The sequence below is a fragment of the Massilia sp. Masssp93 genome (assembly GCF_059491295.1).
In genome coordinates this window covers 306,049-331,192 of record NZ_CP168502.1, presented here as the reverse complement: position 1 = coordinate 331,192, position 25,144 = coordinate 306,049, and the positions used below count along the sequence as shown (strand labels likewise).

At 65.5% G+C, this 25,144-nt stretch carries 26 protein-coding genes and 1 other RNA gene; 13 read left to right on the top strand and 14 right to left on the bottom strand.

The genetic code is table 11. The annotated features are described in order from the left end of the window. Positions 1-7: 7 nt before the first annotated feature. The gene (mraZ, locus tag ACEN9Q_RS01570; RefSeq protein WP_056449603.1) at positions 8-436 is read right to left on the bottom strand and encodes a division/cell wall cluster transcriptional repressor MraZ; all 429 of its coding nucleotides are present in this window, start codon (positions 434-436) and stop codon (positions 8-10) included. A gap of 471 nt (positions 437-907) precedes the next feature. Here mraZ and ACEN9Q_RS01565 point away from each other — a divergent pair, with 471 nt between their 5' ends. Continuing rightward, positions 908-1,858: an AAA family ATPase gene (locus tag ACEN9Q_RS01565; protein WP_495627132.1), complete on the top strand. Its 951-nt coding sequence runs from the start codon at positions 908-910 to the stop codon at positions 1,856-1,858. 91 nt (positions 1,859-1,949) lie between these two features. Here ACEN9Q_RS01565 and ACEN9Q_RS01560 read toward each other — a convergent pair whose 3' ends face one another. Next, on the bottom strand, positions 1,950-3,332 hold the full coding sequence (locus ACEN9Q_RS01560; RefSeq protein WP_495627131.1) for an aminotransferase-like domain-containing protein: 1,383 nt from the start codon (positions 3,330-3,332) through the stop codon (positions 1,950-1,952). A gap of 132 nt (positions 3,333-3,464) precedes the next feature. Here ACEN9Q_RS01560 and ACEN9Q_RS01555 point away from each other — a divergent pair, with 132 nt between their 5' ends. Continuing rightward, positions 3,465-3,704, top strand: a complete 240-nt coding sequence (locus tag ACEN9Q_RS01555) for a hypothetical protein (RefSeq protein WP_056449598.1) — start codon at positions 3,465-3,467, stop codon at positions 3,702-3,704. Positions 3,705-3,716: 12 nt separating this feature from the next. Here ACEN9Q_RS01555 and ACEN9Q_RS01550 read toward each other — a convergent pair whose 3' ends face one another. Beyond that, positions 3,717-4,640 (bottom strand): LysR family transcriptional regulator, encoded by a 924-nt coding sequence (locus tag ACEN9Q_RS01550; protein ID WP_495627130.1) that lies wholly within the window; start codon positions 4,638-4,640, stop codon positions 3,717-3,719. Positions 4,641-4,759: 119 nt separating this feature from the next. Here ACEN9Q_RS01550 and ACEN9Q_RS01545 point away from each other — a divergent pair, with 119 nt between their 5' ends. After that, positions 4,760-4,993, top strand: coding sequence for a DUF2783 domain-containing protein (locus ACEN9Q_RS01545; protein ID WP_495627129.1), 234 nt, complete (start codon positions 4,760-4,762; stop codon positions 4,991-4,993). Positions 4,994-5,015: 22 nt separating this feature from the next. Beyond that, the gene (locus ACEN9Q_RS01540) at positions 5,016-6,005 is read left to right on the top strand and encodes an SLAC1 anion channel family protein (protein WP_495627128.1); all 990 of its coding nucleotides are present in this window, start codon (positions 5,016-5,018) and stop codon (positions 6,003-6,005) included. Positions 6,006-6,014: 9 nt separating this feature from the next. Here the strand turns inward: ACEN9Q_RS01540 and ACEN9Q_RS01535 are convergent, their stop codons facing one another. The 5 genes from ACEN9Q_RS01535 to rnpB form a co-directional block, all read right to left on the bottom strand. Then, positions 6,015-7,706 (bottom strand): methyl-accepting chemotaxis protein, encoded by a 1,692-nt coding sequence (locus tag ACEN9Q_RS01535; protein ID WP_495628903.1) that lies wholly within the window; start codon positions 7,704-7,706, stop codon positions 6,015-6,017. A gap of 204 nt (positions 7,707-7,910) precedes the next feature. After that, the gene (locus ACEN9Q_RS01530) at positions 7,911-8,387 is read right to left on the bottom strand and encodes a hypothetical protein (protein WP_495627127.1); all 477 of its coding nucleotides are present in this window, start codon (positions 8,385-8,387) and stop codon (positions 7,911-7,913) included. Positions 8,388-8,511: 124 nt separating this feature from the next. Beyond that, positions 8,512-9,015, bottom strand: coding sequence for a hypothetical protein (locus ACEN9Q_RS01525; RefSeq protein ID WP_056449590.1), 504 nt, complete (start codon positions 9,013-9,015; stop codon positions 8,512-8,514). Between the two features lie 74 nt (positions 9,016-9,089). Next, the gene (gene glpK / locus ACEN9Q_RS01520; RefSeq protein WP_495627126.1) at positions 9,090-10,583 is read right to left on the bottom strand and encodes a glycerol kinase GlpK; all 1,494 of its coding nucleotides are present in this window, start codon (positions 10,581-10,583) and stop codon (positions 9,090-9,092) included. A gap of 31 nt (positions 10,584-10,614) precedes the next feature. Next, positions 10,615-10,954, bottom strand: an RNA gene (rnpB, locus tag ACEN9Q_RS01515) — RNase P RNA component class A. A gap of 124 nt (positions 10,955-11,078) precedes the next feature. Here rnpB and ACEN9Q_RS01510 point away from each other — a divergent pair. Next, on the top strand, positions 11,079-12,779 hold the full coding sequence (locus tag ACEN9Q_RS01510) for a thiamine pyrophosphate-binding protein (protein ID WP_495627125.1): 1,701 nt from the start codon (positions 11,079-11,081) through the stop codon (positions 12,777-12,779). A gap of 6 nt (positions 12,780-12,785) precedes the next feature. On the opposite strand, the gene ACEN9Q_RS01505 is transcribed toward ACEN9Q_RS01510, so the two are convergent. Together ACEN9Q_RS01505 and ACEN9Q_RS01500 are read right to left on the bottom strand one after the other, a co-directional pair. Next, complete coding sequence (locus ACEN9Q_RS01505; protein WP_495627124.1) at positions 12,786-13,487, bottom strand: YjjG family noncanonical pyrimidine nucleotidase; 702 nt, start codon at positions 13,485-13,487, stop codon at positions 12,786-12,788. Between the two features lie 70 nt (positions 13,488-13,557). After that, positions 13,558-13,764, bottom strand: a complete 207-nt coding sequence (locus ACEN9Q_RS01500; protein WP_157202127.1) for a hypothetical protein — start codon at positions 13,762-13,764, stop codon at positions 13,558-13,560. Positions 13,765-14,020: 256 nt separating this feature from the next. Between ACEN9Q_RS01500 and ftsY the strand changes: the two genes are divergently transcribed. From ftsY to rpoH, 5 genes are all read left to right on the top strand, one after another. After that, positions 14,021-15,196 (top strand): signal recognition particle-docking protein FtsY, encoded by a 1,176-nt coding sequence (gene ftsY, locus ACEN9Q_RS01495; protein WP_495627123.1) that lies wholly within the window; start codon positions 14,021-14,023, stop codon positions 15,194-15,196. A 7-nt stretch (positions 15,197-15,203) separates the two neighbouring features. Beyond that, entirely contained in the window at positions 15,204-15,869 is a 666-nt protein-coding gene (locus ACEN9Q_RS01490) for a cell division ATP-binding protein FtsE (RefSeq protein ID WP_322402633.1), read from the top strand. Further along, positions 15,866-16,786 carry a permease-like cell division protein FtsX gene (gene ftsX, locus ACEN9Q_RS01485; protein ID WP_056449578.1) on the top strand — a complete coding sequence of 307 codons (921 nt, stop codon included), beginning with the start codon at positions 15,866-15,868 and terminating at the stop codon, positions 16,784-16,786. The genes ACEN9Q_RS01490 and ftsX overlap by 4 nt, the downstream gene beginning before the upstream one ends. 190 nt (positions 16,787-16,976) lie before the next feature. Then, positions 16,977-17,621 (top strand): hypothetical protein, encoded by a 645-nt coding sequence (locus tag ACEN9Q_RS01480; RefSeq protein WP_495627122.1) that lies wholly within the window; start codon positions 16,977-16,979, stop codon positions 17,619-17,621. A gap of 447 nt (positions 17,622-18,068) precedes the next feature. Further along, positions 18,069-18,959 carry an RNA polymerase sigma factor RpoH gene (gene rpoH, locus ACEN9Q_RS01475; RefSeq protein WP_056449573.1) on the top strand — a complete coding sequence of 297 codons (891 nt, stop codon included), beginning with the start codon at positions 18,069-18,071 and terminating at the stop codon, positions 18,957-18,959. A gap of 6 nt (positions 18,960-18,965) precedes the next feature. Here rpoH and ACEN9Q_RS01470 read toward each other — a convergent pair whose 3' ends face one another. After that, positions 18,966-19,871 carry a LysR family transcriptional regulator gene (locus tag ACEN9Q_RS01470; protein WP_495627121.1) on the bottom strand — a complete coding sequence of 302 codons (906 nt, stop codon included), beginning with the start codon at positions 19,869-19,871 and terminating at the stop codon, positions 18,966-18,968. Positions 19,872-20,006: 135 nt separating this feature from the next. Between ACEN9Q_RS01470 and ACEN9Q_RS01465 the strand changes: the two genes are divergently transcribed. After that, positions 20,007-21,209, top strand: coding sequence for a YbfB/YjiJ family MFS transporter (locus ACEN9Q_RS01465; RefSeq protein WP_495627120.1), 1,203 nt, complete (start codon positions 20,007-20,009; stop codon positions 21,207-21,209). On the opposite strand, the gene ACEN9Q_RS01460 is transcribed toward ACEN9Q_RS01465, so the two are convergent. Genes ACEN9Q_RS01460 through ACEN9Q_RS01450 form a run of 3 tightly spaced genes read right to left on the bottom strand, consistent with a single transcriptional unit; the run spans position 21,122 to position 23,897 of the window. Beyond that, the gene (locus ACEN9Q_RS01460; RefSeq protein WP_495627119.1) at positions 21,122-21,733 is read right to left on the bottom strand and encodes a nucleotidyltransferase family protein; all 612 of its coding nucleotides are present in this window, start codon (positions 21,731-21,733) and stop codon (positions 21,122-21,124) included. The genes ACEN9Q_RS01465 and ACEN9Q_RS01460 overlap by 88 nt on opposite strands. Next, the gene (locus ACEN9Q_RS01455) at positions 21,733-22,617 is read right to left on the bottom strand and encodes a dienelactone hydrolase family protein (protein ID WP_495627118.1); all 885 of its coding nucleotides are present in this window, start codon (positions 22,615-22,617) and stop codon (positions 21,733-21,735) included. The genes ACEN9Q_RS01460 and ACEN9Q_RS01455 overlap by 1 nt, the downstream gene beginning before the upstream one ends. 47 nt (positions 22,618-22,664) lie before the next feature. Then, entirely contained in the window at positions 22,665-23,897 is a 1,233-nt protein-coding gene (locus ACEN9Q_RS01450) for an acyltransferase family protein (RefSeq protein ID WP_495627117.1), read from the bottom strand. Between the two features lie 135 nt (positions 23,898-24,032). Between ACEN9Q_RS01450 and ACEN9Q_RS01445 the strand changes: the two genes are divergently transcribed. Together ACEN9Q_RS01445 and ACEN9Q_RS01440 are read left to right on the top strand one after the other, a co-directional pair. Continuing rightward, entirely contained in the window at positions 24,033-24,629 is a 597-nt protein-coding gene (locus tag ACEN9Q_RS01445) for a glutathione S-transferase (RefSeq protein WP_056449685.1), read from the top strand. Positions 24,630-24,727: 98 nt separating this feature from the next. Beyond that, positions 24,728-25,123: a hypothetical protein gene (locus tag ACEN9Q_RS01440; protein ID WP_495627116.1), complete on the top strand. Its 396-nt coding sequence runs from the start codon at positions 24,728-24,730 to the stop codon at positions 25,121-25,123. Positions 25,124-25,144 lie beyond the last annotated feature (21 nt).

Below are 25,144 nucleotides of genomic sequence, written 5' to 3'. Positions count from 1 at the left end.
CGGCGCCTTAGAAGGAGAAATTGGAAAGGACATCGGGCATACCGCCCGCGACGGCGTCGGCCTCGTTTTCTGCCAGCTTGGCGGCGTCCCAGATCTCGAAATGGGTTCCCATCCCGAGCATCATGACCTCTTTCTCCAAACCAACTGCATTGCGCAATTCGGGCGAAATAAGCACCCGACCCGCGCCGTCCATCTCGACATCGCAGGCGTTCCCCAGGAAAATGCGTTGCCACGCCCGCGCCGACATCGGCCAGGCGGCGATCTGTTCGCGATGCTCTTCCCACACCGGGCGCGGGAAGAACAACAGGCAACCATGCGGGTGTTTCGTGAGCGTCATACGGCCTTCACATTGCTGCATCAAGGCGTCACGATGCTTGGCCGGTATTGACATCCGTCCTTTTGCATCGAGATTGATCGCTGACGCGCCCTGAAACACGTTGTACCTAGTTTTGGAGAGTTATCAGTCTGATTATTTTGGGCGCCGGGAGATCCACCGATCTCCCACAAAACTGCACTTTTTGCCACCGTTTCCCACTTTAGAGGAAGCGTTGTCTGTGGTCAAGCGAATTCACGTTTAGAAAACGGCGAAATTGCCAATGAAACCAATGACTTAGCGAACTTACTTGACGCAACCTCAAGTAAAAATATCGAGCAAAATTAGACACTTAGGTAAAACAATGCATGTGCTACCTCATCTGCACACATGTGTTTTACCTTTGATAAAGGATAAGTCTTGACTGTCGGTAGGTTGCCATATTGCAACACGTCTAGCACGACAGGAAATTGCGGTTCGATGCAGGGAGGATTAGGATAAGGCGAAGGCGATCACCCAGCCGTTTCGGCTCACTTGGCGGTTTTGGGGAGCCGGCATTATAAGTGAGTCCGCACTATCGCGCAGGAGAACGCCATGAGCATCACATTGGCCCGGAGCCGCACCATGTACGACCTCAACGAGGTGCAAGGCGCGCTCGACCGCAGCCGCGGACGTTCGCCCGAACTCGAAGCCTTGTACGAACGCATGCTCGAGACCGGCCCCGAACGTTTCGTCACCACGCCCTCTTCCATCGACGCCCTCGACCCGCTGTTCGAGGAATGTCCCAATTTCGACGAAGTGCTGGACGACCTTTCGCGCTACTTGCGCCTGGCCCATGCCGGCGATAAAGGGTTCAACGTCATGCCGATCCTGTTGCTGGGCGGCCCGGGCGTGGGCAAGACCCATTTCGCCAAGCGCCTGGCGAAAGTCATGCAGACGGACTGCGAACTGATCAGCATGAACGCCCTGTCGGCCGGCTTCGTCATCACGGGCAGCTCGGCCAGCTGGCGCGGCGCCAAGTGCGGCAAGGTGGCCGAGCGCCTCGTGCGCGGCCAGTTCGCGAACCCCGTGATCGTGCTGGACGAAGTGGAAAAGGCGACCGGCTCCTCGCAATCCGACCCGCTCGCGGCCTTGTACCAGCTGCTGGAACCGGAAACGGCCAGCGCCTTCCGCGACGAATTCATCGACGTCGACATCGACGCGTCGCAAATCTTCTGGGTGCTCACGGCCAATTCCACCGAAGGCATCCCGCACCCGCTGCTGAACCGGATGGCCGTCTACGAGGTGCCGAAGCCGACACCCGAGCAGGCGGCCGGCATCGCCCAGCGCATGTACGCCGGGCTGCTGCGCGAGCTGAACCTGGCCGCGTTCGATCCGCTGCTCGGGGACGTGGTGCTGGACAAACTCGCTGGCGTATCGCCGCGCGACCTGCGCAAGACGTTGTTGGATGGGCTCGGCTACGCGGTGGCGGACGGGCGCGCGCACGTCATTGTCGACGATATCCGGCTCAAGGCGGTGCCGGGCAAGGGGCGGATCGGGTTCTAGTACGTCAGTACGCCACGCGCGTCTGCGCGCACGTCCGGATCGTCCTTTGACGGCCGGGATCGATGCTACGGGCGGGATGGGCAGGCGCGAATCATGGACCCGGCCGCCGCGCAAGCAGACGGGACAGCCGTTGAAGACCCGCCTGCAAGCGTCCACGGTCCTTGATGCTGCCCAAAGAGATCCGAATTGCATTCACGGATTCGCTGCCGGTCGCGAAATCCTCCGCTGGCGTGACCGCGATGCCCTCGCTGCCGGCTGCGCGCGCAAGCTGCGAGGCGTTCCAGTACGCAGGCAACTCGAGCCATACGTGCAGGCCGTCGCCGCTGCCGCCGTACCGCCCCGCCAGGATATCCCGCGCCATCCGGTGGCGCAGGCGCGCCTCGCTGCGTACACCTTCCATCAATCCGGCGGCCGAGCCGTCGAGGATCCACTGCGTGGCCAGTGCGGCCGTCAGGGGAGCGGCCATCAGCGCAAACGATCTTAGCGCAACCAGGAAACGTTCGCGTTCGCGCGGGTCGCGCACGAGCACGAAGGCGACACGCAAGCCGGGCGTCAGGCATTTCGACAGCGTCGAGATGTAGACCACCTGTTCCGGGGCAAACGTGGCAATCGGCGGCGGCGGGGCATCGGCAAGGAGCCAGTAGGGATCGTCCTCGACGATGCGGACATGGCAGCGCTTCGCGATGCCGGCGAGCTCCTTGCGCCGGCGTTCCGGAACGGTGCTGGCGGTCGGGTTCTGCAATGTCGGATTGAGGTAGACCAGGCCAGGCTTGTGCCGGAGGCACGCTTCCTCGAACATCCCGGGCACCATCCCGTGCCTGTCCGCGTCCACCGCAACGATGCGCCGGCCGAACTGGGTCGCCGCGGCACGCAAGCCGGGATAACTCGTTGGCTCCGCCAGGATCACGTCGCCGGGCTTCGTCAGCGCGAGGATCAATGCGGCGATCGCCGCTTGCGCACCCGGACAGACGACAACGTGTCGAGGATCCAGGCGTCCAAACATCGGTTCGAGCCATTTGGCGCCAGCCTTGCGGTCGGAGCCGCTTCCCCCGCCCAAGTGGTAAGTCATCAGCAATTCATTGTCTGCCCTCATCAGGACTTGAGACAAACCTTGTTTCAACATGTCGTCGAAGTCCACGCCATCCGGCGGCGGCGGGGTATTCATGCTCAGGTCGAGGATCGAGGTCAATTCGACTTTCGGCGCCGCGACATACGTGCCTCGGGCGCCGCGGCCCTCCAGCAAGTTGCGGCGCCTGGCTTCGTCGTAGGCGCGCGTGATCGTCGTCAGGTCGACGTCCAGCTGTGCCGCCAGCCGGCGCTGCGGAGGCAGGCGGTCGCCCGGTTTCAGCGCGCCGTCGACCACCGCCGCCTGCAACGCATCCGCAATCTGCAAGAAACGTGGCCCTTTGTTCCCGGCCAGTCGCGGCAACCAGATCGGCGAATTTTCAGCTTGTATGGTTTTCAACTGGGACATTTTGTCTCGATGTATGGATATTGCTTTTAAGTAGTATGTCTCGGAACGTGCCGCAACACGATCTTGCATGCAGTCGCCGACGTTCTGGAACGCGCGATAGATAGTGTCAAGTAATAGCCTGGAAATACGCAAATGATGGATTGGATCCCTGTAGTCTTCGTTACGTTCAAGCTTCTCGTGTTAGGCACGGGGATGTTCTTCGCCGTCAAGTGGCATTACGACCAAGGGAAGAAGGGGAAGGAGAACGAGAGGCGCGCGGTGCTGCGCGCGGGCGGCAAGGTGGCCGCCGTCTTCGTGCTGTCGCTCCTGGGCCTGGTGGTCGTCACCTTTGCCCTTGCCAGGATACTCGGCCTGGACTTGAGCTTGCCGTGATGGCACAGGTGCTCAGGCAAGCGGCGCGGCGGTGCCGAACGCCTGCGCGATGCGGCCTCTCAGGCGCGGTGCCGCAAAATCAAGAAAGGCCCGCAACTTGCGCGGCAGCGGCGTCTGTCCCTTGTGCACGAGGCTGACCGGCAGCGGCGCCGGTTCGTGGTTCTGCAGGACGATGTCGAGCGCGCCGCCCGCGACTGCGTCCGCCACCTGATAGGACAGCACGCGTATCAATCCCGCACCCAGGGTCGCGGCGGCAATCGCCGCCTCTGCCGTGTTGACCTCGAGGCGCGAGACGACCGGCACGGCCATCGCCGACGTGCCGTCGCCAAATACCCAGGCACGCCTGGATTCCAGCACATCGAAACTGATGCAGTCGTGCGTCGCCAGTTCTTCCGGCCGCGCCGGCACACCATGCTGCGCCAGATAGGCAGGGCTGCCGCACACGACCGAGCGCACCGTGCCGACCCGGGTCGCCATCAGGGTGCTGTCGGGAAGCTCGCCGATGCGCAGCGCGACATCGACCTGCTCTTCCATCAGATGAATGACGCGGTCCGTGAGCAGCAGCCTGATTCTGATTTCCGGATACTGCGCGAGGAATTCGGCGACCACCGGGACGATGTGCAAGCGCCCGAAGACGATCGGTGCCGTGACCGCCAGTTCCCCCTTGGGCGTGGCGTACTCGCCGGTTGCGATGCGCTCGGCTTCGCCGACGTCGTCGAGGATGCGCCTGCATGCCGCGACATAGGCGGCGCCGGCTTCCGTCAGCGACAGCTGCCGCGTCGTCCGATGGAGCAGGCGCGTGTGGAGATGCGCTTCCAGCTCCGCCACCTTGCGGCTGACCGTGGGGAGCGGCGTGCCGAGACGGCGTGCGGCGGCCGACAAGCTGCCGGCATCGACGACGGCCAGCAGGATGGACATGGCTTCCAGGCGATCCATCGATACTTTCAAATATTGGAATAATGAATCTCAATGCTATGGGATTCTCTTTGTCGAAGCAAGTCCATAGACTGGCCTTCATCGACACGGATCGGCGGTACTCGAAAGAGACCGTATGAATGATGAAAGCAAATCTGCAACTGGGTCAGAACCTCGACGACTACGCGGCGTTTTACAGCATGCTGGACGATTCCCATGCCGGGCTCGATCAAGGCCGGAGCAGGATCCTCGACGCCCAGCTCGTACTGCTGCTTTCGAACCACATCGGCGATATGGCAGTGCTGCGCCACGCCTTCGCACTGGCGCGGGTCAAGCTCGACGCAATACGGCCCGAATCGGACAGCGTTTATTAATCAGCTCACAAAGACAATCAACATGGATACCTGTATCAGCGACCAGCCGGCAATAATCACCCCGCGGAGCTCGGTTAAAAATCTTCCCGTCAATCTGTTTGGCGCCGTGATGGGTCTGGCGGGTCTCTCGCTGGCCTGGCGGCTCGCGTCGAATGCGTTCGGTGCCAGCCCGATCGTGGCCGACGTTATCGGGATTGCGGCGATTCTTGTGTTCATCGCGCTGGCGCTTGGCTACAGCGCAAAATGGGCGAAATACCCGGCCGCCGTCACGAGCGAGTTTACGCATCCGACGGCGGGGAATTTCTTTGGGACGATCACGATCGGTGTCCTGCTGCTGTCGACCGTGATCGCGACCTACAGCACATGGCTTCAGGAGATGGTCTGGACGATAGGCACGGTCTCGACAATGGCATTGAGTTGCATCAGCCTGAACCGCCTCCTCAAGGGAAATATCGACGGCAACCATGCAGTTCCGGCGTTGCTCATCCCCGGCGTTGCCACGCTCGACATTGCGGTTGCGGGCGGAACCCTGCCGATGGCCTGGACACATGAGGTCAATCTGTTCGCCGCCAGCGTCGGCGCCGTCATCGCAACGGTATTCATCACGATGATTTTTTCGCGACTGATACATCGGGCGCCCCTCGCATCGGGCATGATCCCGTCGATGATGATCCTCATCGCGCCGTTCGAAGTCGGGTTTCTCGCCTATGTCAACGTCGTGCAGCGTGTCGATACGTTCGCGGCCCTGCTGTTCTATGTCGGCCTGTTCCTTTTCATTATTCTGGCAACCAAAATCTTCCGGCCGTCGATCCCGTTTGCCCCCGGATGGTGGGCCATCAGCTTCCCCATGGCTGCGCTGTCGAACGCAGCCCTGAAGTACGCGGCGGCACAAAATACGATCGCCCTGCATGACCTGGCCGGCGTCATCCTGGTCATCGTGACGATCGCAATTGTCGTGCTGTTCGTGCGTACCCTCCATATGCTGGCGAAGGGCACGCTCCTGGCCGGTTGAAGAGATCGATCAGAACTCTTCCCAGTCGTCACCCCTGCCGGCGCCGGCGAGACGCTTCACCCGCAACGGTTCGGCCGGTGCCGCCGTGACAGGTTTTTTCTTCAAGGGCGTGACGTTCGACTTCGGTACGGAAGCCTGCGCCGCCCGGCCCCGGGCACCGTCGAGCCGGAACACGGCCACCGTCTGCGACAGCTTGGCCGCCTGCTCCCGCAGCGATTCGGACGCCGCGGCCGCTTCTTCCACCAGCGCGGCGTTCTGCTGCGTGGTCTGGTCCATCTGCGAAATCGCCAGCTGCACCTGGCCGATGCCGTCGTTCTGTTCCTGGCTGGCCGCGCTGATCTCGCCCATGATGTCGGTCACCCGTTTGATGCTCTCGACCACTTCCCGCATCGTCGTGCCGGCCTGATCCACGAGCCGGCTGCCCGCATCGGCCTTCTCCACGGAGTTGTCGATCAACACCTTGATTTCCTTCGCGGCGGCCGCGCTGCGTTGCGCCAGGCTGCGCACCTCGGACGCGACGACGGCAAAGCCGCGTCCCTGCTCGCCCGCGCGCGCCGCTTCCACGGCCGCGTTCAGCGCCAGGATATTGGTCTGGAATGCGATGCCGTCGATGACCGCAATGATGTCGACGATCTTGCGCGCCGAGTCGTTGATAGCGCCCATGGTGTCGACCACTTCCGCCATCACCGCCCCGCCTTTCCCCGCCACTTCCGATGCCGACACGGCGAACTGGTTCGCCTGGCGCGCATTGTCCGCATTCTGTTTCACGGTCGACGTCAATTCTTCCATCGACGAGGCGGTTTCTTCCAGCGAGGAAGCCTGCTCCTCCGTGCGCGAGGAGAGGTCGGCGTTGCCGGAAGCGATCTGTTGCGAGGCGGAGGCAATCGTTTCGGTGCCGCTGCGCACCTCACCGACGATTGTCACCAGCGCTTCGTTCATGTCGCGCAGGGCTTGCAGCAACTGGCCGGTCTCATCCGCCGAATGGACGTCGATCGTGGCGCCGAGGTCGCCGGTGGCCACGGTGCGCGCCACGTCGACCGCTTGCCGCAGCGGCCGCGTGATCGATCGCGTGATCCAGATGGCGACGCCGGTGCCGAGCACCAGCGCCAGGGCCGCCAATCCCAGCAGCCACGTGATCGTCGACCGGTACGTCTCCTCGGCCTCGCGGCCGCTGTCGAGCACACGTGCGTCCTGAAGCTTGATCAATGCTCGGACGGCATCGAAATAGGTGCGCTGGTCGTTGCGAACCTGCGTCAGCAGCAAGGTGGACGCTTCTGGCTTTTTGCCCGCATCGATCAGGTCGAGAAAAGCCTGTTGCGACGCGCGATACACTGTCTTGGCGTCCAGCACGGCTTTCAGCCTGGCCTTGCCCTCTTCCGATTTGATCATTGCCGCCAGCTTGTCGAGATTGGCGGCGTTTTCCTGCCGGTTCTGCAGGATGGTCTGCCGTTCCCGCGTCACTTCCTCGGGCTTATCCCACAGCAGCATATTGCGCATCGCGCGGGCATTGCGGTTCACGGTATCGAGGCTTTCGTAGGCCAGTACGGTCTTCGGATAATCCTCGCCGACGATCCTCGACGTACCCTCGTTCAATAGCCTCAGGCTCGCAATGCCGAACCAGATGCATGCCGCCAACAGGACGAGCAACAGCGCAAATGCCCCGCCCAATCGAGTTCCAATCTTCCAGTTTTTGATATTCATTCCGTTTCCATTTGTTCGAGACCGAGATTGACGAATATGTTCCGCAACGGGCAAGCAACCAGCAGCTTACGTGATTGCATCCGTGCATTGTTTGATGTCAGTCCATGACACCTGCGCTGGCGTCACGGGTTGATATCGATGTCATTCGGGAACGATTTTATATGAAACGCAATATGAATTTCATGATTGGCAACTGCGGCCCAGTTACTGGCTGAGCATCGCCGTGTCCTCGACCCGCAAATAGTTCACGAGTTCGTCGCGCTCGAACGACCCATCCCACTGTTTTTCGCCGAGCAGTTGCGGCAATGCGATATTCGTCAGCAGTGCGTGGAATCTATCCTTGATGAGTTGCGGCCGGATATCCTTGACGCGCACCCGGGATACCTTGCGCGATAAATCGACGACGATCCCGAACAGGACCCAATCCAGTTGCACCAGCAGCATGCTGGCCGACTGGATCGCGCGCGGCGCAATGCTCGCTTCATAAAGGCGCGCGACCGACGATTGCCGTGCGCCGGCGTCGGCGCCGTCGTCGCCGGCCAGCTCTTCCGGCCACCAGGCCAATACCTGATGCAGCAGGCATTCGAAATCGGCGTCTTCAGGAAGGTTGATTTGCCCAGCAAACATAAAACTCTCGATAAACCGGGGCCGTGCGGCATGGTGCAGGGATACGGCGGGCATCGCGCTGGATACCCTTGATGATTAAAAGTAAATAACCTTACCCGGCAGTATATCGATCGAAGTGAACGAAAAGCTCTCACAATTTCACATTGATCGAAATAGGTTTATTCACTTGCGACGCAGATCACTCGTCCACCTTCGCGTCCTCACTCTTGGCCGCTTTCATCGCCTCCGGCTCGAGCTCCTCGGCCGCCTTGTTCATGCGGATGAACACGCCCCAGCCGGACAGCAGCACGCCCGCCGCGATCAGCACCGACGCCGCGTGCGGCAGCAGTTCCGGCGCCTCGTGCAAGGCCTTGAACGTGCCGACGAGGCCCTCGATCGACAGCGCGACGACGACCACGACCAAGAAGCGCGACAGATAGCGGCGCACGCGCGTGGGTGCGCTGATGTGGGCGTCGCGCACGACTTCTTCCTCGGTGATGGTTTGCGCGATCTGCAGCGAGACGACGGCGATGGCCAGCAGGCCGATCGCCTCGATGGCCATCTCGGCGCTCGCGTCGGTATCGGCACCGACGGCGCGCCAGCCGGTTTGCACGGCCAGCACCGTGATCAGCACGGAGACCAGCACGAACAGGAGCCCCAGCAGCGCGTGCGCGGCAGAAAAGAAACCCTTCAGGAATTTCAAGGCGCCTCCGGTTCCAACGATGTCGAACCGATTGTGCCTCATCGGCACGGGCGCGGCCGCACGGCAGGGCGGCGTCAGTGCGGGTCCGGCACGGCCCACGCGCGCGCATGCGCGACCGCGCGCGACCAGCGCGCCATCATCTCGGCGCGGCGCGCGGCCGGCAGCTGCGGCTCGAAGCGGCGCTCGCTCTTCCACCCGGCCGCGATCTCCTCGCGCGACGACCAGAAGCCGACCGCCAGGCCGGCCAGGCAGGCGGCGCCGAGGGCCGTCGTCTCCGTCACCTGCGGCCGCACGACGGGCACGCCCAGCAGGTCGGCCTGGAATTGCATCAGGAGGTCGTTGCGCGCGGCGCCGCCGTCCGCGCGCACCTCGTGCACGGCGCAGTCGGCGTCCTTCTGCATGGCGGCCAGCAGTTCCGCGCTCTGGTAGGCGATGGCTTCGACGGCGGCGCGCGCGATGTGGGCGGCCGTCGTCCCGCGCGTCATGCCGACGATGGTGCCGCGCGCGTACGCGTCCCAATGCGGCGCGCCGAGGCCGACGAACGCCGGCACGAGCATCACGCCGCCGCTGTCCGGCACCGACAGGGCCAGCGCCTCGACGTCGGACGATTGCCTGATAATGCCGAGGCCGTCGCGCAGCCATTGCACGGTGGCGCCGCCCATGAACACGCTGCCTTCGAGCAGATAGTCGGTGTGGCCGCCGATGGTCCAGCCGACGGTCGCCAGCAGGCGGTTATGCGATTGCGGCGGCGTGTCGCCCGCGTGCATCAGCATGAAACAACCGGTGCCATAGGTGTTCTTGACCATGCCGCGCCAGTGGCAGGCCTGGCCGAACGTGGCCGCCTGCTGGTCGCCCGCGATGCCCGCGATCGGGATCGCGCGCCCGAACCAGGACGGATCGGATTCGGCCGCGATGCCGGAACTGGGCACGACTTCCGGCAGCATAGTCGCCGGCACGCCGAACAGGGACAACAGCTCCGGGTCCCAGCGCAGGCTGTTGATATTGAAGAGCATCGTGCGCGAGGCGTTGCTCGTGTCGGTGACGTGACGGCCCGTCAGTTTATAGGTCAGCCAGCTGTCGACGGTGCCGAACGCCAGCTCGCCCCGCTCCGCGCGTGCGCGTGCGCCCGGCACGTGCGTGAGCAGCCATTGCAGCTTGGTCGCGGAAAAATAGGCATCGAGTTCGAGCCCGGTCTTGCGCTGGATGAGTGGCGCCTTGCCAGCCGCGCGCAGGTCGTCGCAGATCGCTGCCGTGCGCCGGTCCTGCCAGACGATGGCGTGGCACAGCGGCTCGCCCGTATGGCGGTCCCACACGACGGTCGTCTCGCGCTGGTTGGTGATGCCGATCGCGGCGACTTCACCGGCATCGACGCCGGCATCGAGCAGCACCCGGCGCGCGCAGGCGAGCTGGCTCGTCCAGATGTCGAACGGATCGTGCTCGACCCAGCCGGGCTGCGGAAAATGCTGGGGATATTCCTGCTGGGCGATGCGCACGGCCTGGCCCTGGCGGTCGAACAGGATGGCGCGCGAACTGGTGGTGCCCTGGTCGAGGGCGAGGATGTAACGCATCGTCGTCGAGCTCCCCGGGGCCGTGAATCATGTGTAAAGCAGGCCGATAGGCCGGATTCTGTGTAACGCCCTTGCGGACGCTATGACAGCCATTCCTCTAGGCGCCGAATTACTCCGGCGCTCAAGCTTCCTACCCGCACGCTCCGCGAGCAACATCAACGCGTGCCTATTTGGAATTGCTCCGAGTGGAGGTTACCGCGTTTCACCGTAACTGAATACGCTCGTCTCTGTGGCCCTATTCCTCGCCTTATACCTGGCTTGCGCCCGGCTTTCGGCGGACGGCCGTTAACCGTCACCCCGCTCTGTGGAGTCCGGACCTTCCTCCCGTCCACGACCTTGCGGCGTGGACCAGCGGCTGCCTGGCCTGCTTCACGGCCGCCATTGTACTCCATGCGCCGCTGCCTTTTGTGAAAGGTCGTGTCGCTATTTGAAAAGCCAGTGCCGGTCGACTTGCATAGAATGCCCGGATTCCATCGTGATAAGGATGACCTCACCATGACGCACCCCTCCCGCAGCGGCGGCCAGATCCTGGTCGATGCGCTCCAGGTCCACGGCGTGGACACCGCCTTCGGCGTGCCCGGCGAAAGCTATCTCGACGTGCTGGACGCGCTGCACGATTCGAACATCCGTTTCGTCATCAACCGCCAGGAAGGCGGCGCGGCGTTCATGGCAGAGGCCTACGGCAAACTCACCGGCAAGCCCGGGATCTGCTTCGTCACGCGCGGCCCCGGCGCGACCAATGCCTCCATCGGCGTGCACACGGCGTACCAGGATTCCACGCCGATGATCCTGTTCATCGGCCAGGTCGGCACCGACTTCATGGACCGCGAAGCGTTCCAGGAAATCGACTACCGCCGCATGTACGGCCAGATGGCGAAATGGGTCGCGCAGATCGACCGCGCCGAGCGCATCCCCGAATACATGGCGCGCGCGTTCCAGGTCGCGACCAGCGGCCGCCCCGGCCCCGTCGTCCTCGCGCTGCCGGAAGACATGCTCGTGGCGCGCGCGGAAGTGGCGGACACGCGCCGCTACCAGCCCACGCAGGGCGCGCCATCGGCCGGCCAGATCGCGACATTGCGCACGATGCTGGCCGGCGCGAAAAAGCCGCTGCTGCTGCTGGGCGGCGGCACGTGGACCGACGAGGCGTGCGCCGACGTACGCAAATTCGCCGAAGCGAACGCCCTGCCCGTCGCCTGCGCGTTCCGCTTCCAGGACCTGCTGGACAACGAGCATCCGCACTACGTGGGCGACGTCGGCATCGGCATCAATCCGAAGCTGGCCGCGCGCGTGAAGGACGCCGACGTGTTGATCGCGTTCGGTCCGCGCCTGGGCGAGATGACGACGAGTGGATATTCTCTGCTGGCGTCGCCGGTGCCGCGCCAGCGCCTCGTGCACATCCATCCGGACCCGGAAGAACTGGGCAGCGTGTACCAGGCCGAGCTGATGATCGCCGCCGGTGCCCCGCAGGCGGCCGGCATGCTGGCCGCGATGGAACCGGTCGACGCCGCCGCCTGGCGCCACACGGTCGAGGAAGCGAAGGCCGAGCTGCGCGCATGGCAGGAACGCCCCGCCATCTTCAAGGACGGCAGCGCGCCGCTGGACCTGTGGCAGATGGTGCAGGACCTGCAGGCGGCCCTGCCGCGCGACACGATCATCACGAACGGCGCCGGCAACTACGCGACGTGGGCGCACCGTTTCTGGCGCTACGGCGCGATGCGCACCCAGCTGGCCCCGACGAGCGGCGCGATGGGTTATGCGGTGCCGTCCGGCGTCGCGGCCAAGATCGTGCGGCCGGAGCGCACGGTCGTCGCCTTCGCGGGCGACGGCGAGTTCATGATGACGGGCCAGGAACTGGCGACGGCCGTGCAGTACGGCGCCGGCGTCATCTTCCTCGTGTTCAACAACAATATGTTCGGCACCATCCGCATGCACCAGGAGCGCGAGTATCCGGGCCGCGTGTCGGGCACGCAGCTGCACAATCCGGATTTCGCGGCGCTGGCCAACGCGTACGGCGGCCACGGCGAAGCGGTCGCGACGACGGCCGAATTCGGGCCGGCCCTGGCGCGCACCATCGAGTTCACGCGGACCCGCAAGCTGCCGGCGCTGATCGAGCTGCGCTACGACGGCAACCTGATCACGCCGGGCGCCACGCTGGACACGATCCGCCGCAACGCGCAGGCCGCGAAGGCCGGCTGACCTTTCTCAGGCGATCGCCAGGGCGCGCAGGGCCGGGACGACGTCGTGCAGGCGCGCCACTTCGAAGGTGGGCAGCGCCTGCGTGTCGTTGGCGAGACCGCCGGGATTGAACCAGCAGCTTTCGATGCCGAAGCGGTTGGCGCCGAGGATGTCGGCATCGAGGCGGTCGCCGACGATGACCGTCTCCGCATGAGAAAACGCGCGCGCCATCCTGACCGTGTAGTCGAAGAAGCGGCTGTCCGGCTTGGCGTGGCCGCACGCTTCCGACGTGGCGACGAACGACACGTGGTCGCGCAGTCCCGAGCTGGCGATGCGCCGGTGCTGGATGTGCTCGACGCCGTTCGTGATGATGCCCACTTCGCCGATGCCGGCCAGGGTTGCGCACAGTTCGCGCGCGCCGTCGATGAGCACGACGGTGTCCGACAGCGATTCCAGGTACAGGCCGCTGGCCGATTCCGGATCGAGGTCGAGGCCGGTTTCCTGGAACGTCTTGCGGAACCGTTCGACCTTCAGGAAGTCCTTGGCGACGGCGCCCGTCTCGAAACTTTTCCAGAGCGCCATATTGATGGCCTGGTAGCGGGCGAACAGCCCGTCCGGGAGGGCGTGCAGGCCCAGCGCACGCAGCGTGCGGTCGAACGACAGTTGTTCGGACGCCTTGAAATCGAGCAGGGTGTCGTCGAGGTCGAAAAGAAATAGTCTGTGTTTCATCGTGCGGGACGGTGCGCGCGGCGGTCGCCGGCGCCACCGGAACGGCAAAGGTAGGGCGACAGGATACCAGTTACATGCCGAGGCTGCCGTCGAGGCCCAGCTCGGCGGGCCACGGCACGGGCGCGTCGAAGACGCTGGCCGGACTGGAAGGGTGAGTGAGGAACATGGCGACGAGGGCGATGAAGAGCCAGACGACGACGTTGCGCAGCGACGGCGCCGAGCTGCCCACCACGTGATCGCCGGCGATGAGCCTCTTGAGAAACTTGGAAACGTTCACGATCGTCCCTTGGTGACGCGTGTTTTCATGGATGTTCACAATCTACACCGCTTGCGCGCTCATTTCCAGCACGGTGATTGGATTGACATTGTTAAGCGGTATTCTAGCCACAATATGGTAGAGCTGATGCACATCAAACAATCGTGCAGCGGACGGCAAGGATTGCTTTCCGGTTACCCAGCAGGGAGAACCGGGCCCGCTCTGGTAGAATACGCGCGACTCGTTCCGGCAAATCCGCCGCCCTCCCGAATACACAATGTTTAGTTTCTTCAAAAAGAAAAAACCTGAAGCCGAGACGCCGGCTGCGGTCGAACCCGCGGTGCCCGCTTCTCCGGTCGCCGCCGCGCAACCCGAAGCGCCGGCCGAGCAGCCGGGTTTCCTGCGCCGCCTGTTCGGTGGCGACGACATGCCGGCCGCGCCCGACGTGGCCACGCCCGGCATCGCTGCGCCCGCCCCGCTGGAAACCGCCCCGTCCGGCTACGAAGGCCAGTTGTTCCCCGAAACGGCCGAGCGCCCGGTCAGCGAAGCGGAAGCGAAGCGTTCCTGGATGTCGCGCCTGAAAGCCGGCCTGGCCAAGACGTCGAGCAATCTGTCGCTGCTGTTCGTCGGCGCGCGCATCGACGAAGACCTGTACGAGGAACTCGAATCCGCGCTGCTGATGTCGGACGCCGGCATGGACGCCACGCAATTCTTGCTGGACAACCTGCGGCGCAAGGTCAAGGAAGACAAATTGCTGGACGCGGCCGCCGTCAAGGTGGCGCTGAAGGCGCTGCTGGTCGACCTGCTGCGTCCGCTGGAAAAGCCGCTCGAACTGGGCCGCCACGAGCCGCTCGTGATGATGATCGCGGGCGTCAACGGCGCCGGCAAGACGACGACCATCGGCAAGCTGGCCAAGCACATGCAGCACCACGAACAATCGGTCCTGCTGGCCGCCGGCGACACGTTCCGCGCCGCCGCGCGCGAGCAGCTGATGGTCTGGGGCCAGAGAAACAACGTCACCGTGATCTCGCAGCAGTCGGGCGACCCGGCCGCCGTCGCGTTCGACGCCGTCCAGTCGGGCAAGGCGCGCGGCGTGGACGTCGTCATGGTCGACACGGCCGGCCGCCTGCCCACGCAGCTGCACCTGATGGAAGAGCTCAAGAAGATCAAGCGCGTGATCGGCAAGGGGATGATCGAGGCGCCGCACGAGATCCTGCTCGTCATCGACGGCAACACGGGCCAGAACGCGCTCGCGCAGGTCAAGGCATTCGACGACGCGCTGCAGCTGACCGGCCTCGTGATCACGAAGCTGGACGGCACGGCCAAAGGCGGCATCCTGGCCGCCATTGCACGCACCCGTCCGGTGCCGGTGTACTTCATCGGCGTGGGCGAGAAGCTGGAGGACCTGCAACCCTTCAGCGCCGACGAATTCGCCGAGGCGCTGCTGGGATAAACGCACGATGATCGAATTCCAGTCCGTCTCCAAGAAGTACTCGGATTCCGCCAACACGCTCGCCCTCGCCGACGTGTCGCTGAACATCGCCAAGGGCGAGCTGGTGTACCTGGCCGGCCCGTCCGGCGCCGGCAAATCGACCCTGATGAAAATGGTCGCCGCCATCGAGCGCCCGTCGTCCGGCCGCGTGATCGTGAACGGGCAGGACGTCGGCCGCATCCGCCGGGCCGGCATCCCCTTCCTGCGCCGCAACCTCGGCCTGATCTTCCAGAACCAGCGCCTGCTGAACGACCGCCACCTGCTGGCCAACGTGATGCTGCCCCTGATCGTCACCGGCGCGACCCGCGGCCAGGCCGAGCAGCGCGCCCGCGCGGCGCTGGACAAGGTCGGCCTGCTCGAACGCGCGCTGGCGCTGCCGCTGGAATTGTCGGGCGGCGAACAGCAGCGCGTGGCGATCGCGCGCGCCATCGTCAACCGCCCGCAGATCATCCTGGCCGACGAACCGACGGCGAACCTGGACCGCGCCGCGGCCGACAAGGTCATCGGCGCACTGCATGCCTTCCACTCGGTCGGCGTGACCTGCGTCATCTCCACCCATGACGACGACATCCTGGACAGCGCCGCGCGCGTGATCCGCCTCGAACACGGCCATGTGACGGGAGGTGGCGCATGAACATCTGGTTCCGCCAGCACCGCTTCGCCCTCGGCGCCGCGCTGTCGCACGTGCGCAAGGCGCCGGGCAGCTTCCTGTTCAACGTGCTCGTCGTCGCCGTCGCGCTCGCGCTGCCCTTCGCCGGCGTGACCCTGCTCGACAACGTCCGGCCCCTGTCGGAAGAACTGTCCGTCGATCCGGAAGTCAGCCTGTTCCTCAAGGCCGACACGCCGCGCGACCAGGCCCAGGCACTGGCGCCGCAACTGCAGCAGATCCTGCGCGGCACGCACGCGAAGGTCAGCTTCGTGCCGCGCGAGCAGGCGCTGGCCAGCCTCAAGGACAAGAGCGGACTCACCGACGTCATCGAGACACTGGGCGACAACCCCCTGCCCGACAGCTACGTGATGCGCCTCGAAGGCTTTACCAGCCGCGCCGACGCCGCGCGCGTGGACGGCCTGGCCGACCAGATGCGCGCCCTGCCGGGCGTCGATGCCGTGCAGGTCGACTCGGCCTGGGTCAAGCGCCTGGCCGCGCTGCTGGGCGTGCTGCGCCTGGCGCTGCTGCTGCTCGCGATCACGCTGGGCGTCGTCGTGATCGCCGTCGTGTTCAACACGATCCGGCTGCAGGTGCTGACCCAGCGCGAAGAAATCGCCGTGTCAAAACTGCTGGGCGCGACCGACAACTTCATCCACCGCCCGTTCTACTACACGGGCGCGCTGCTGGGCCTGTGCGCGGGCGCCGTGGCGCTGGGGGCGGTGGCGCTGGCGCTGCGTCCGCTGAACACGGCCATCGCCGAGTTCGCCCGACTGTACGCGTCGGAATTCCAGCTGTCCCCGCTGCCGCCGCTGGCCATGGCGGCGCTGCTGGCGATCAGTGCCGGACTCGGGCTCGTGGGCGCCATGTTGTCGGTGCAGAGGCATCTGGCGCGGTTGCGCTGACGCACCAGGAGGCTCTGGAAAAAAACAAACCCGCCACGAGGACGGGTTTGTTTCGAATCCGGGTGGTCCCGCAGAACGGGACCAAAAACTGACCTGGCGTCATCACCGGTATGGAGGCTGGGAGAGGACAAATTCAGGGCTGCACCCGCAGTATATCATCGTGAGCAGGCATGATCAAAAATGATGCGCGATGGACTGGACCGACCTCGAAAAACACTTCTCTGCGGCGCGGCTGCGACGTTATCTTGCCTCGTGCAATGGCGACGAAGCCAGGGCAGCAACAGCATATGTCAACAACATGCTGCTGGCAGAGGCGATGATGCCGATGCTGAATGTACTTGAGGTCGCCCTGAAAAACGGGACTCACCGGTGCCTGACAACCCTGTACGAGCGCGCCGACTGGTGGGAAGCCTGGACGAACGATCCGTCGTTTGCCTGGCAAGTCCGCGAGGTAGTCAACGCAAAGGTAAAACTGCAACGCCGGGCCGAGGCACTTACACCGGATAAAATCATTGCCGAACTACCCTTTGGTTTCTGGAGTTCGCTGTTCAACGTCCAGTTCCAGACCATCCTGTGGAAAGACCTGCGCCTGATTTTTCCACGCTGCCCGAAGCCACAGCGCCAACGCCATGCTGTTTCATCGGCACTCAACCAGATCCGTGCGTTGAGAAATCGCGTTTTCCATCACGAGCAATTACTTTGGTTGACCCCAACCCTCATCGAACTACACGATAAAGGTGTTGAGGTTATCGGCAGGCTGGACCCGAAACTTCCTCCATGGCTGGGCAGTCATGACCGTCTTCCCGCAACGTGGGCTGCCGCTCAGCCAATTTAATTCGGCCTGTATCGCCGCCGTCCCGTGAACCCGTCCGCTGCTGGCCAGTCTAATCCGGCAGCGGACGCGAGGCATCCACCTACAGCACAACGTGCGCCAACCAACAGAAGGCGCATCACGGGTCGCCTAACCTGTCTTCTACCGATTTCAATCGAAATGAGCGCGGTGCTTGACGTGCATCATTTAAAACGCTCGCACCCTGCTCTACAGTTGAGTCGACCGAGTTTTTCGATTCCTGCGGGCAATACTTTAATGAAACTTAAACACATCTTCAGGGATATGGTGGCGCCTAGCACTCACCTCAAGAGAGTGCTAATATAACGTCAGACTATCGCGGGAAATGGTTTTGATAGCACCGTCAGCATCCCGACGCAAGCCAGCCAGTGGTGCCTCCGGGGCCCTGGAGATGGCGAGACGATGCAGCAGCTTAAATCAGAGGGAGTGACTATGTCCGCACAATCCGCATTGGTCCCGGCCGGCAGTCGTACTCTGGGACTGGGTTTCAGTGGCAATCTCGGTAATATCGACGCCTATATCTCGGCAGTGAACCGCCTGCCGATGCTGACCCACGAGGAAGAAGTTTCGCTGGCAACACGGCTGCAGGAAAAGAATGACCTCGACGCCGCACAGAAACTGGTGATGTCGCACCTGCGCCTGGTCGTGTCGATCGCGCGCGGCTACCTGGGCTATGGCCTGCCGCACGCCGACCTGATCCAGGAAGGCAATATCGGCCTGATGAAGGCCGTCAAACGTTTCGACCCGAACCAGGGTGTGCGCCTCGTGTCCTATGCGATGCACTGGATCAAGGCCGAGATGCACGAATACATCCTGAAGAACTGGCGTCTGGTCAAGGTTGCAACGACCAAGGCACAGCGCAAGCTGTTCTTCAACCTGCGCAGCAACAAGCAAGGTCTCGACGCCATGTCGCCGCAGCAAGTCGACGACCTGGCCAAGATGCTGGACGTCAAGCGCGAAGAAGTGATCGAGATGGAAACGCGCCTGTCCGGCCGCGACATCGCGCTGGAAGCGCCGACCGACGACGAAGACGACAAGTTCTCGCCGATCGCCTACCTGTCCTCGGACCAGCAGGAACCGACCAAGGTCCTGGAAGGCGAGGAAAAAGTGCGCCTGCAGTCGGAAGGCCTGGAAACGGCCCTCGGCAAGCTGGACCCGCGTTCGCGCCGCATCGTGGAAGCGCGCTGGCTGGCCAACGACGACGGCTCGGGCGCCACGCTGCACACGCTGGCCGAGGAATTCGGCGTGTCGGCCGAGCGCATCCGCCAGATCGAATCGGCGGCGCTGAAAAAGATGAAAACGGCGCTGGCGGCTTACGTGTAAGCCATCTCAGCCAACGACAAGGGCACCTTCGGGTGCCTTTTGTTTTTTCGGCAGCGCATGCGCCCGCGCGAGGAAGGCCGTGAGCGCGCTCGACACGTAGGCGTCGCGGCGACGGACGAACAGGGTTTCCACGTCGGACAGCTCGGGCGCCAGCGAATGGAGGATGACGCCGCCGTCAGCCGCGGCAGGCGCGGCCACGGCGCGCGGCAGCAGGGTGATGCCGACGTCGGCCGCGACGCAGGCCAGGATCGCGTCCAGCGAGCCGAATTCCAGCGGCCGGGACGCCACGATGCCCAGCGACGCGAGCAGCGTGTCCAGCCGCTGGCGGTACGAACAGCCGCTGCGGAATACGATCGTGCGCAGGTCCGGCCGCCGGGCCAGCGCCTGCGGCGATGCGACAGCCGGGCTCGTCACAAGGACCAGTTCTTCGCTGAACACGGGTTCCGTCAGCAGGTCGGGATGGTCCGCCGGCCCGGCGACGAACGCGCCGTCGAGGCGGCCGGCGAGCACGTCGTCGATCAGCGCCGCGCTCGTGCCGCCGTGCACCGCCAGGCGCACTTGCGGATGGGCGCGCGCAAAGCCGGCCAGGACGGGCGCCAGCCGCAGGGCCATCGTCGTTTCCACCGACCCGAGTTCCAGGCTGCCCGCCGGTTCGCCGTCGTCGCGCGCGGCCATTTTGACGTCCACCATCAGCTTGGCGATGCGGCCGACGAGCGGCAGCATGCGCTGTCCGGCCGGCGTCGTCGACACGCCGCGCGCATGGCGCTGGAACAGTGCGACGCCCAGCTCGTGCTCCAGCGCGCGGATGCGTGCCGTCACGTTCGACTGCACGGTGTTCAGCTCGGCCGCGGCGCGGTTCATGCTGCCGTGGCGGGCGACGGTCTCGAAGGTTTTCAGGTCGGCCAGTTCCATGATCGGTTCCTCGTCAAGCGATGACAGAGCCTAGCACATATCTCAATCTCAGATAACGGCTATCCGAAACTTTCGCTTCTACGGATAGCTTGCATGGCCTAAGCTGAGTCATCTCCCTGCTTGACGCGTCCCATCATGAACACGATCCCGCTCCCGGCCCGGTCCGGCGAACATGCCCGTCCCGTCCGCGCCTGGCATGCCGCGCTGGCCGGCTTTTCCGCCAGCCTCGTCGGCATCGGCCTCGCCCGCTTCGCGTACACGCCACTGCTGCCGGCGCTGGTCGCCGCGCACTGGTTTTCGCCGGCGCTGGCGGCCTACCTGGGCGCCGCCAACCTGGCCGGCTACCTGGCCGGCGCCCTGCTGGGCCGGCCGATCGCGGCCCGGCTCTCGCCCGTGGCGACGCTGCGCTCGATGATGCTGTTGACCGGTCTCTCGCTGCTCGCCTGCGCGTGGCCGGCGGGTGCGACCTGGTTTTTCATGTGGCGCTTCCTGTCCGGCCTGGCCGGCGGCGCGCTGATGGTGTTGGCGGCCCCGACCGTGCTGCCGCATGTGCCGGCGCAGCGGCGCGGGATGGTCGGCGGCATCATCTTCATGGGTGTCGGCCTCGGCATCGTCGCATCGGGCACGCTGCTGCCGATGCTCCTGCAACTGGGCCTGCGCGCCGCCTGGCTCGGGCTCGGCGCGCTGGCCCTGCTGCTGACGGCGCTGGCCTGGGGCGGCTGGCCGCATGTGGCTCCCGCCGCGCCCGCGACCGCAACCCCGGCCTCCACACCGGCCGGTACCCTGCGCGCGCTGTACGCGTGCTATGCGCTGAACGCGGTCGGCTGGGTGCCGCACATGCTGTTCCTCGTCGACTTCATCGCCCGCGGCCTTGGCCTGGGCCTGCGCACGGGCGCCGCTTACTGGGTGCTGTTCGGCATCGGCGCCAGCGTGGGGCCGATCGCCGTCGGCAACGTCGCCGACCGCATCGGCTTCGGCCGTACGCTGCGCCTCGCACTGGTGCTGCAGGCCGCCGGCGTCGTGCTGCCCGCGCTCGCGACGACGACCGCGGCCCTGGCGGCATCGAGCCTGATCGTGGGCGCCTTCGTCACCGGCACCGTGCCGCTCGTGCTGGGTCGCCTCCACGAACTGCTGCCCGGCCAGCCGCAACGGCAGGGCCAGGCGTGGCGCACGGCCACGGCGGCCTTCGCCGTCTGCCAGGCATTGGCCGCGTGGGGTTTCTCGTTCCTGTTCGGGCACAACGGCGGCGACTACGGCCCGTTGTTCCTCATCGGGACAGGCGCCATCGGACTGTCGCTTGCCATCGATGTGATGTCGATCCGCAAGCCCGGCCAGTGACGCGCCCAGTGCTTGGCACGGACGCGCTCCAGATACACGCCATGCTTCTCCGCGACGAACCGCCGGGTCGGCCGGACGACCAGTCCGAACAGATCGTCCAGCCCGAACGGCGCGGCCACGTCGATATCGCCTCGTGGCCCCAGCCGGACGCCGATGGCCGTCGCCGTCTCCGGCCAGAAGCGCATCGCGTCGAGGGCGGAGCGATACGGCGCATCGCCGTTACGCACGTGCATGCGCGCCTGGTTCTTGACGGACCATGCGAGCGTATCGTCCCGCTTCCGCAACGCGGCCTCCAGATCGGCATCGCGCCGTGCAGCGCACGCGTCGGGCGCGAACCAGATCACGTCGATATCCTGCGGCAGCGGCGACGTCGCGCGCCGGTGCAAATGGTCCCACACGCGGTTGCGCACGAACCCGGCGGCGACCCAGCAATCGGGCAGGCCGAGGTCGCGCACGGCGCAAAGCACCTGCATGCGCCGCTCGTCGGACGCGATCAGCGCCCGCAGTTCGGCCAGCCGGTCCATTACGCCAGCTTCGCCTTGAAGAACGCCATCGTCCGGCCCCACGCCAGGCTGGCCGCCGCCGCGTCGTAGCGCGGCGTCGTATCGTTGTTGAAGCCGTGTTCCACGCCCGCGTACACGAAGTGCTGGTAATCGACGTGGTTCGCCTTCAGCGCGGCCTCGTAGGCGGGCCAGCCGCCCAGGATGCGTTCGTCACGGCCGGCGTCGTGGATCAGCAGCGGCGCGCGGATGCGGGCGACGTCGAGAGCCGGCGGCTGCATGCCGTAGAACGGTACGACGGCGGCCAGGTCCGGCAATTGCGTGGCCAGGTAGTTGGCAATGCCGCCGCCGTAGCAGAAGCCCACCACGCCGACCTTGCCCGTCCCCTGCGGCAGCGCCGCCAGCGCGCGCGCGGCGGCGATGAAGTCGGCGCGCGTCTTCGCCTGGTCCAGCCTGGGGAACAGTTCGCGCGCCTTGTCCTCGTCGCCCGGATAGCCGCCCAGCGGGTACAGCGCGTCCGGCGCGTAGGCGATATATCCCTCGAGCGCGATGCGGCGCGCGATGTCCTCGATGTGCGGGTTCAGGCCGCGGTTCTCGTGCACGACGAGGACCGTCGGCAGCTTGCCCTTGATGTGCGCGGGCTCGGCGAGATAGCCGTGCACCTTGCCGTAGCCCTGCGGCGACGAGAAGTCCAGGTAGCTGGTCTTCAGGCGCGCATCGAGCGGGGCGACGAGCGGCGCGGCGAACGACGGCGACAGCTGCGCCAGCAACGTGGCGGCCGTCGTGCCGCCGGCGGCATAGCGGCCCGCGCGCGACAGAAAATCGCGGCGCGACACGCGGCCGTGCACATAGCCATCGAACAGCTGCAATACCTCGGGGTCGAAATCCGCTGCGGTCAAACGTGTCATCACCTTCCTCCGGTCCGGTTGAATGACCGCCAGCATACGCCGGTTTTTCAGATCCGGATGACGATGCGCCGCTTGTACAGCTGCCACAGCCCGGCGCCCAGCACGAGCAACAGCAAGGCCGAATAGGCGGCCGACGCGACCCGCGCCTGCGGGATCGCGCGCGCCAGCAGCCCCGCCAGCAGATCGTGCCCGCTGCCCGCGCCGCCCAGCGGCAGTTGCAGCAGCGTGTCGAGCAGCGTGATGCCGACGAAGGCCAGCGTCGCGTTGGTGCCGAATGCCAGCACCGGCCGGGCCCACGCGGGCGCCGCGCGGCCGGGCGGCACGAGGCGCATCAGGGCAAGCAAGGCCAGCAGCGTGAAGCCGCCGGACAGCAGGGCAAAGCTGGGCGTCCACAGCTTCTTGACGACGGGGACGAGCGGATCGAGCAGGAAGCCGGCCAGCAGACAGGCCACGCCGGCGACGGCGAGGACCGTCAGCGTGGCGCGCCTGTGCGAGCGCATGAGCAGCGCGGACGCCGCCGCGCCGAACAGCACGTTGACAAGCGCGCCCAGCGTGGCCACGAGCCCTTCCGGATCGTACGTGACGATATCGCCCGTCCTGCCCCACGGCCACAGGTGCGGCACGCCGAACACGGCGCGGTCGACGACGGCCGGCAGCGAATGCGCCGAATCGAAGCACGCGCGGCCGCAGCCGGGCGCATCCCACGCGAGCAGCAGCCACGCATAGCCCACCAGCAGCGCGCTGGTCGCCGCGACCAGCACGGTCACGGAGATGCCGTCGCGGCGCAGCGCCAGCACGCAGCCCGTGCCCACGATGGCATAGCACAGGCCGATGCGCTGCAGGATGCCGGGCAGGCGGACGTGGGCGAAGTCGAATCCGGGCAGCAGGTTCAGGACGACGCCGAGCGCGACGAGCGCCGCGGCGCGGCGCAGCACGTGGCCCACGAGGGCGGTTCTGCCCTGGTCCGCGCGCCGCCGCAGCGCGTACGGCAGCGCGGCGCCCGCGCAGAACAGGAAGGCCGGGAAGATCATGTCGGCGATGGCGAAGCCGCGCCAGTCGGCGTGCGTCAGGAACGTGAAGCGGTGCTCCCAGCCGCCCGCGTACGCGACCATCACCATGCCCATCACGGCCAGGCCGCGCAGCAGGTCGATGGCGAGCACGCGCGGCGCGCGCGTGCCGGCATCCTCGTCCGGCCGCGCCGTCGCGGCCTGCCGCGAGATGCCTGCCGCGACGCCGGAATCGAAACGGATCGGGTCGCCCATCGCTTCCCCCTTATTCATGAAAACGATTTCAAATATCCACCGGCGATGGCGCCGCCGTCAAGTCAAGTTGCATAACGAGCAGCATTGGCCCAAAGGCAATAGAATGAAAGACCACCGCAACCGCAACTGCAACTGCAACTATCAGGAGGTCCCATGCAACTCATCGGCATGCTCGATTCGCCGTTTGTCCGCCGCGTCGCCATTTCGTTCGACCTGCTCGACGTCCCGTTCGAACACAAGGCGCTCTCGGTGTTCCGCAACTTCGACGAATTCGCCGCGATCAATCCGACGGTCAAGGCGCCGACGCTCGTCCTGGACGACGGTTCGTTCCTGATCGATTCCACCTTGATGCTCGAGTACGCCGAGGCGCTGACGGGCCGCTCCCTGCTGCCGCCCGCCCCGGCCGCGCGCGCACAGGCTCTGCGCGCCATCGGCCCGGCGCTGGCCGCGTGCGAGAAGACGGCGCAGATCGTCTACGAGCACACGCTGCGCCCGGCGGAAAAGCTGCACCAGCCGTGGCTCGACCGCGTGCAGGAACAATTGCTCGCCGCATTGAGGCTGCTGGAGGCCGAAGCGGACGCATTCGACGTCGCCGCCCTCGACCAGGCCGCCATCACGGCCGCCATCACGTGGTCGTTCGTCCGGTTGATGGTGCCGCAGATCGTCGCGAGCGCCGACTTCCCCCGCCTGGCGGCCTGGGCCGCGCGCGCGGAAGCGCTGCCCGTGTTCCTCCGCTATCCGATCGACTGAACGGCGCGTGGCGGGAACGTCCGCCGGCCGAGGCCGAATTGCGCCGGCCCCGACTGGCGATTTTGCTATGATTGGCCAAACGTACACAAGGACGCTCCATGACGCTGCCGCGCCCGTTCGCCATGTTGCTGATGACTATCCTGGCCGGGTGCGCCGCCGCGCCGCTGCACGAGGGCGTGTATCCGCTCCGGCCCGAGCAGCGCGTCGAGCTGGCGCGCGGCCTCGTCCTCACGTACGACAGCTACAGCGACAGCCGCTGCCCCGCGAACACGCGCTGCATCTGGGCCGGACGGCTGATCTTCCGCTTCCTCCTCGACGGCCCTGACGGCATCGAAGAATTCACGCTCGGCCCCGACCAGCCGACGGCCGCGCCGGCGGCGCTGCACGGCGCCCGCATCGTCCTCGACACCTCCGCGATCCCGCCCGCGCGCGCGGGCGGCACCATGCGCCCCGGCGACGTCATTCCCGTCACGCTCAAGGTCAGCACGAAATGAGCACGGCCACGATCACCCACT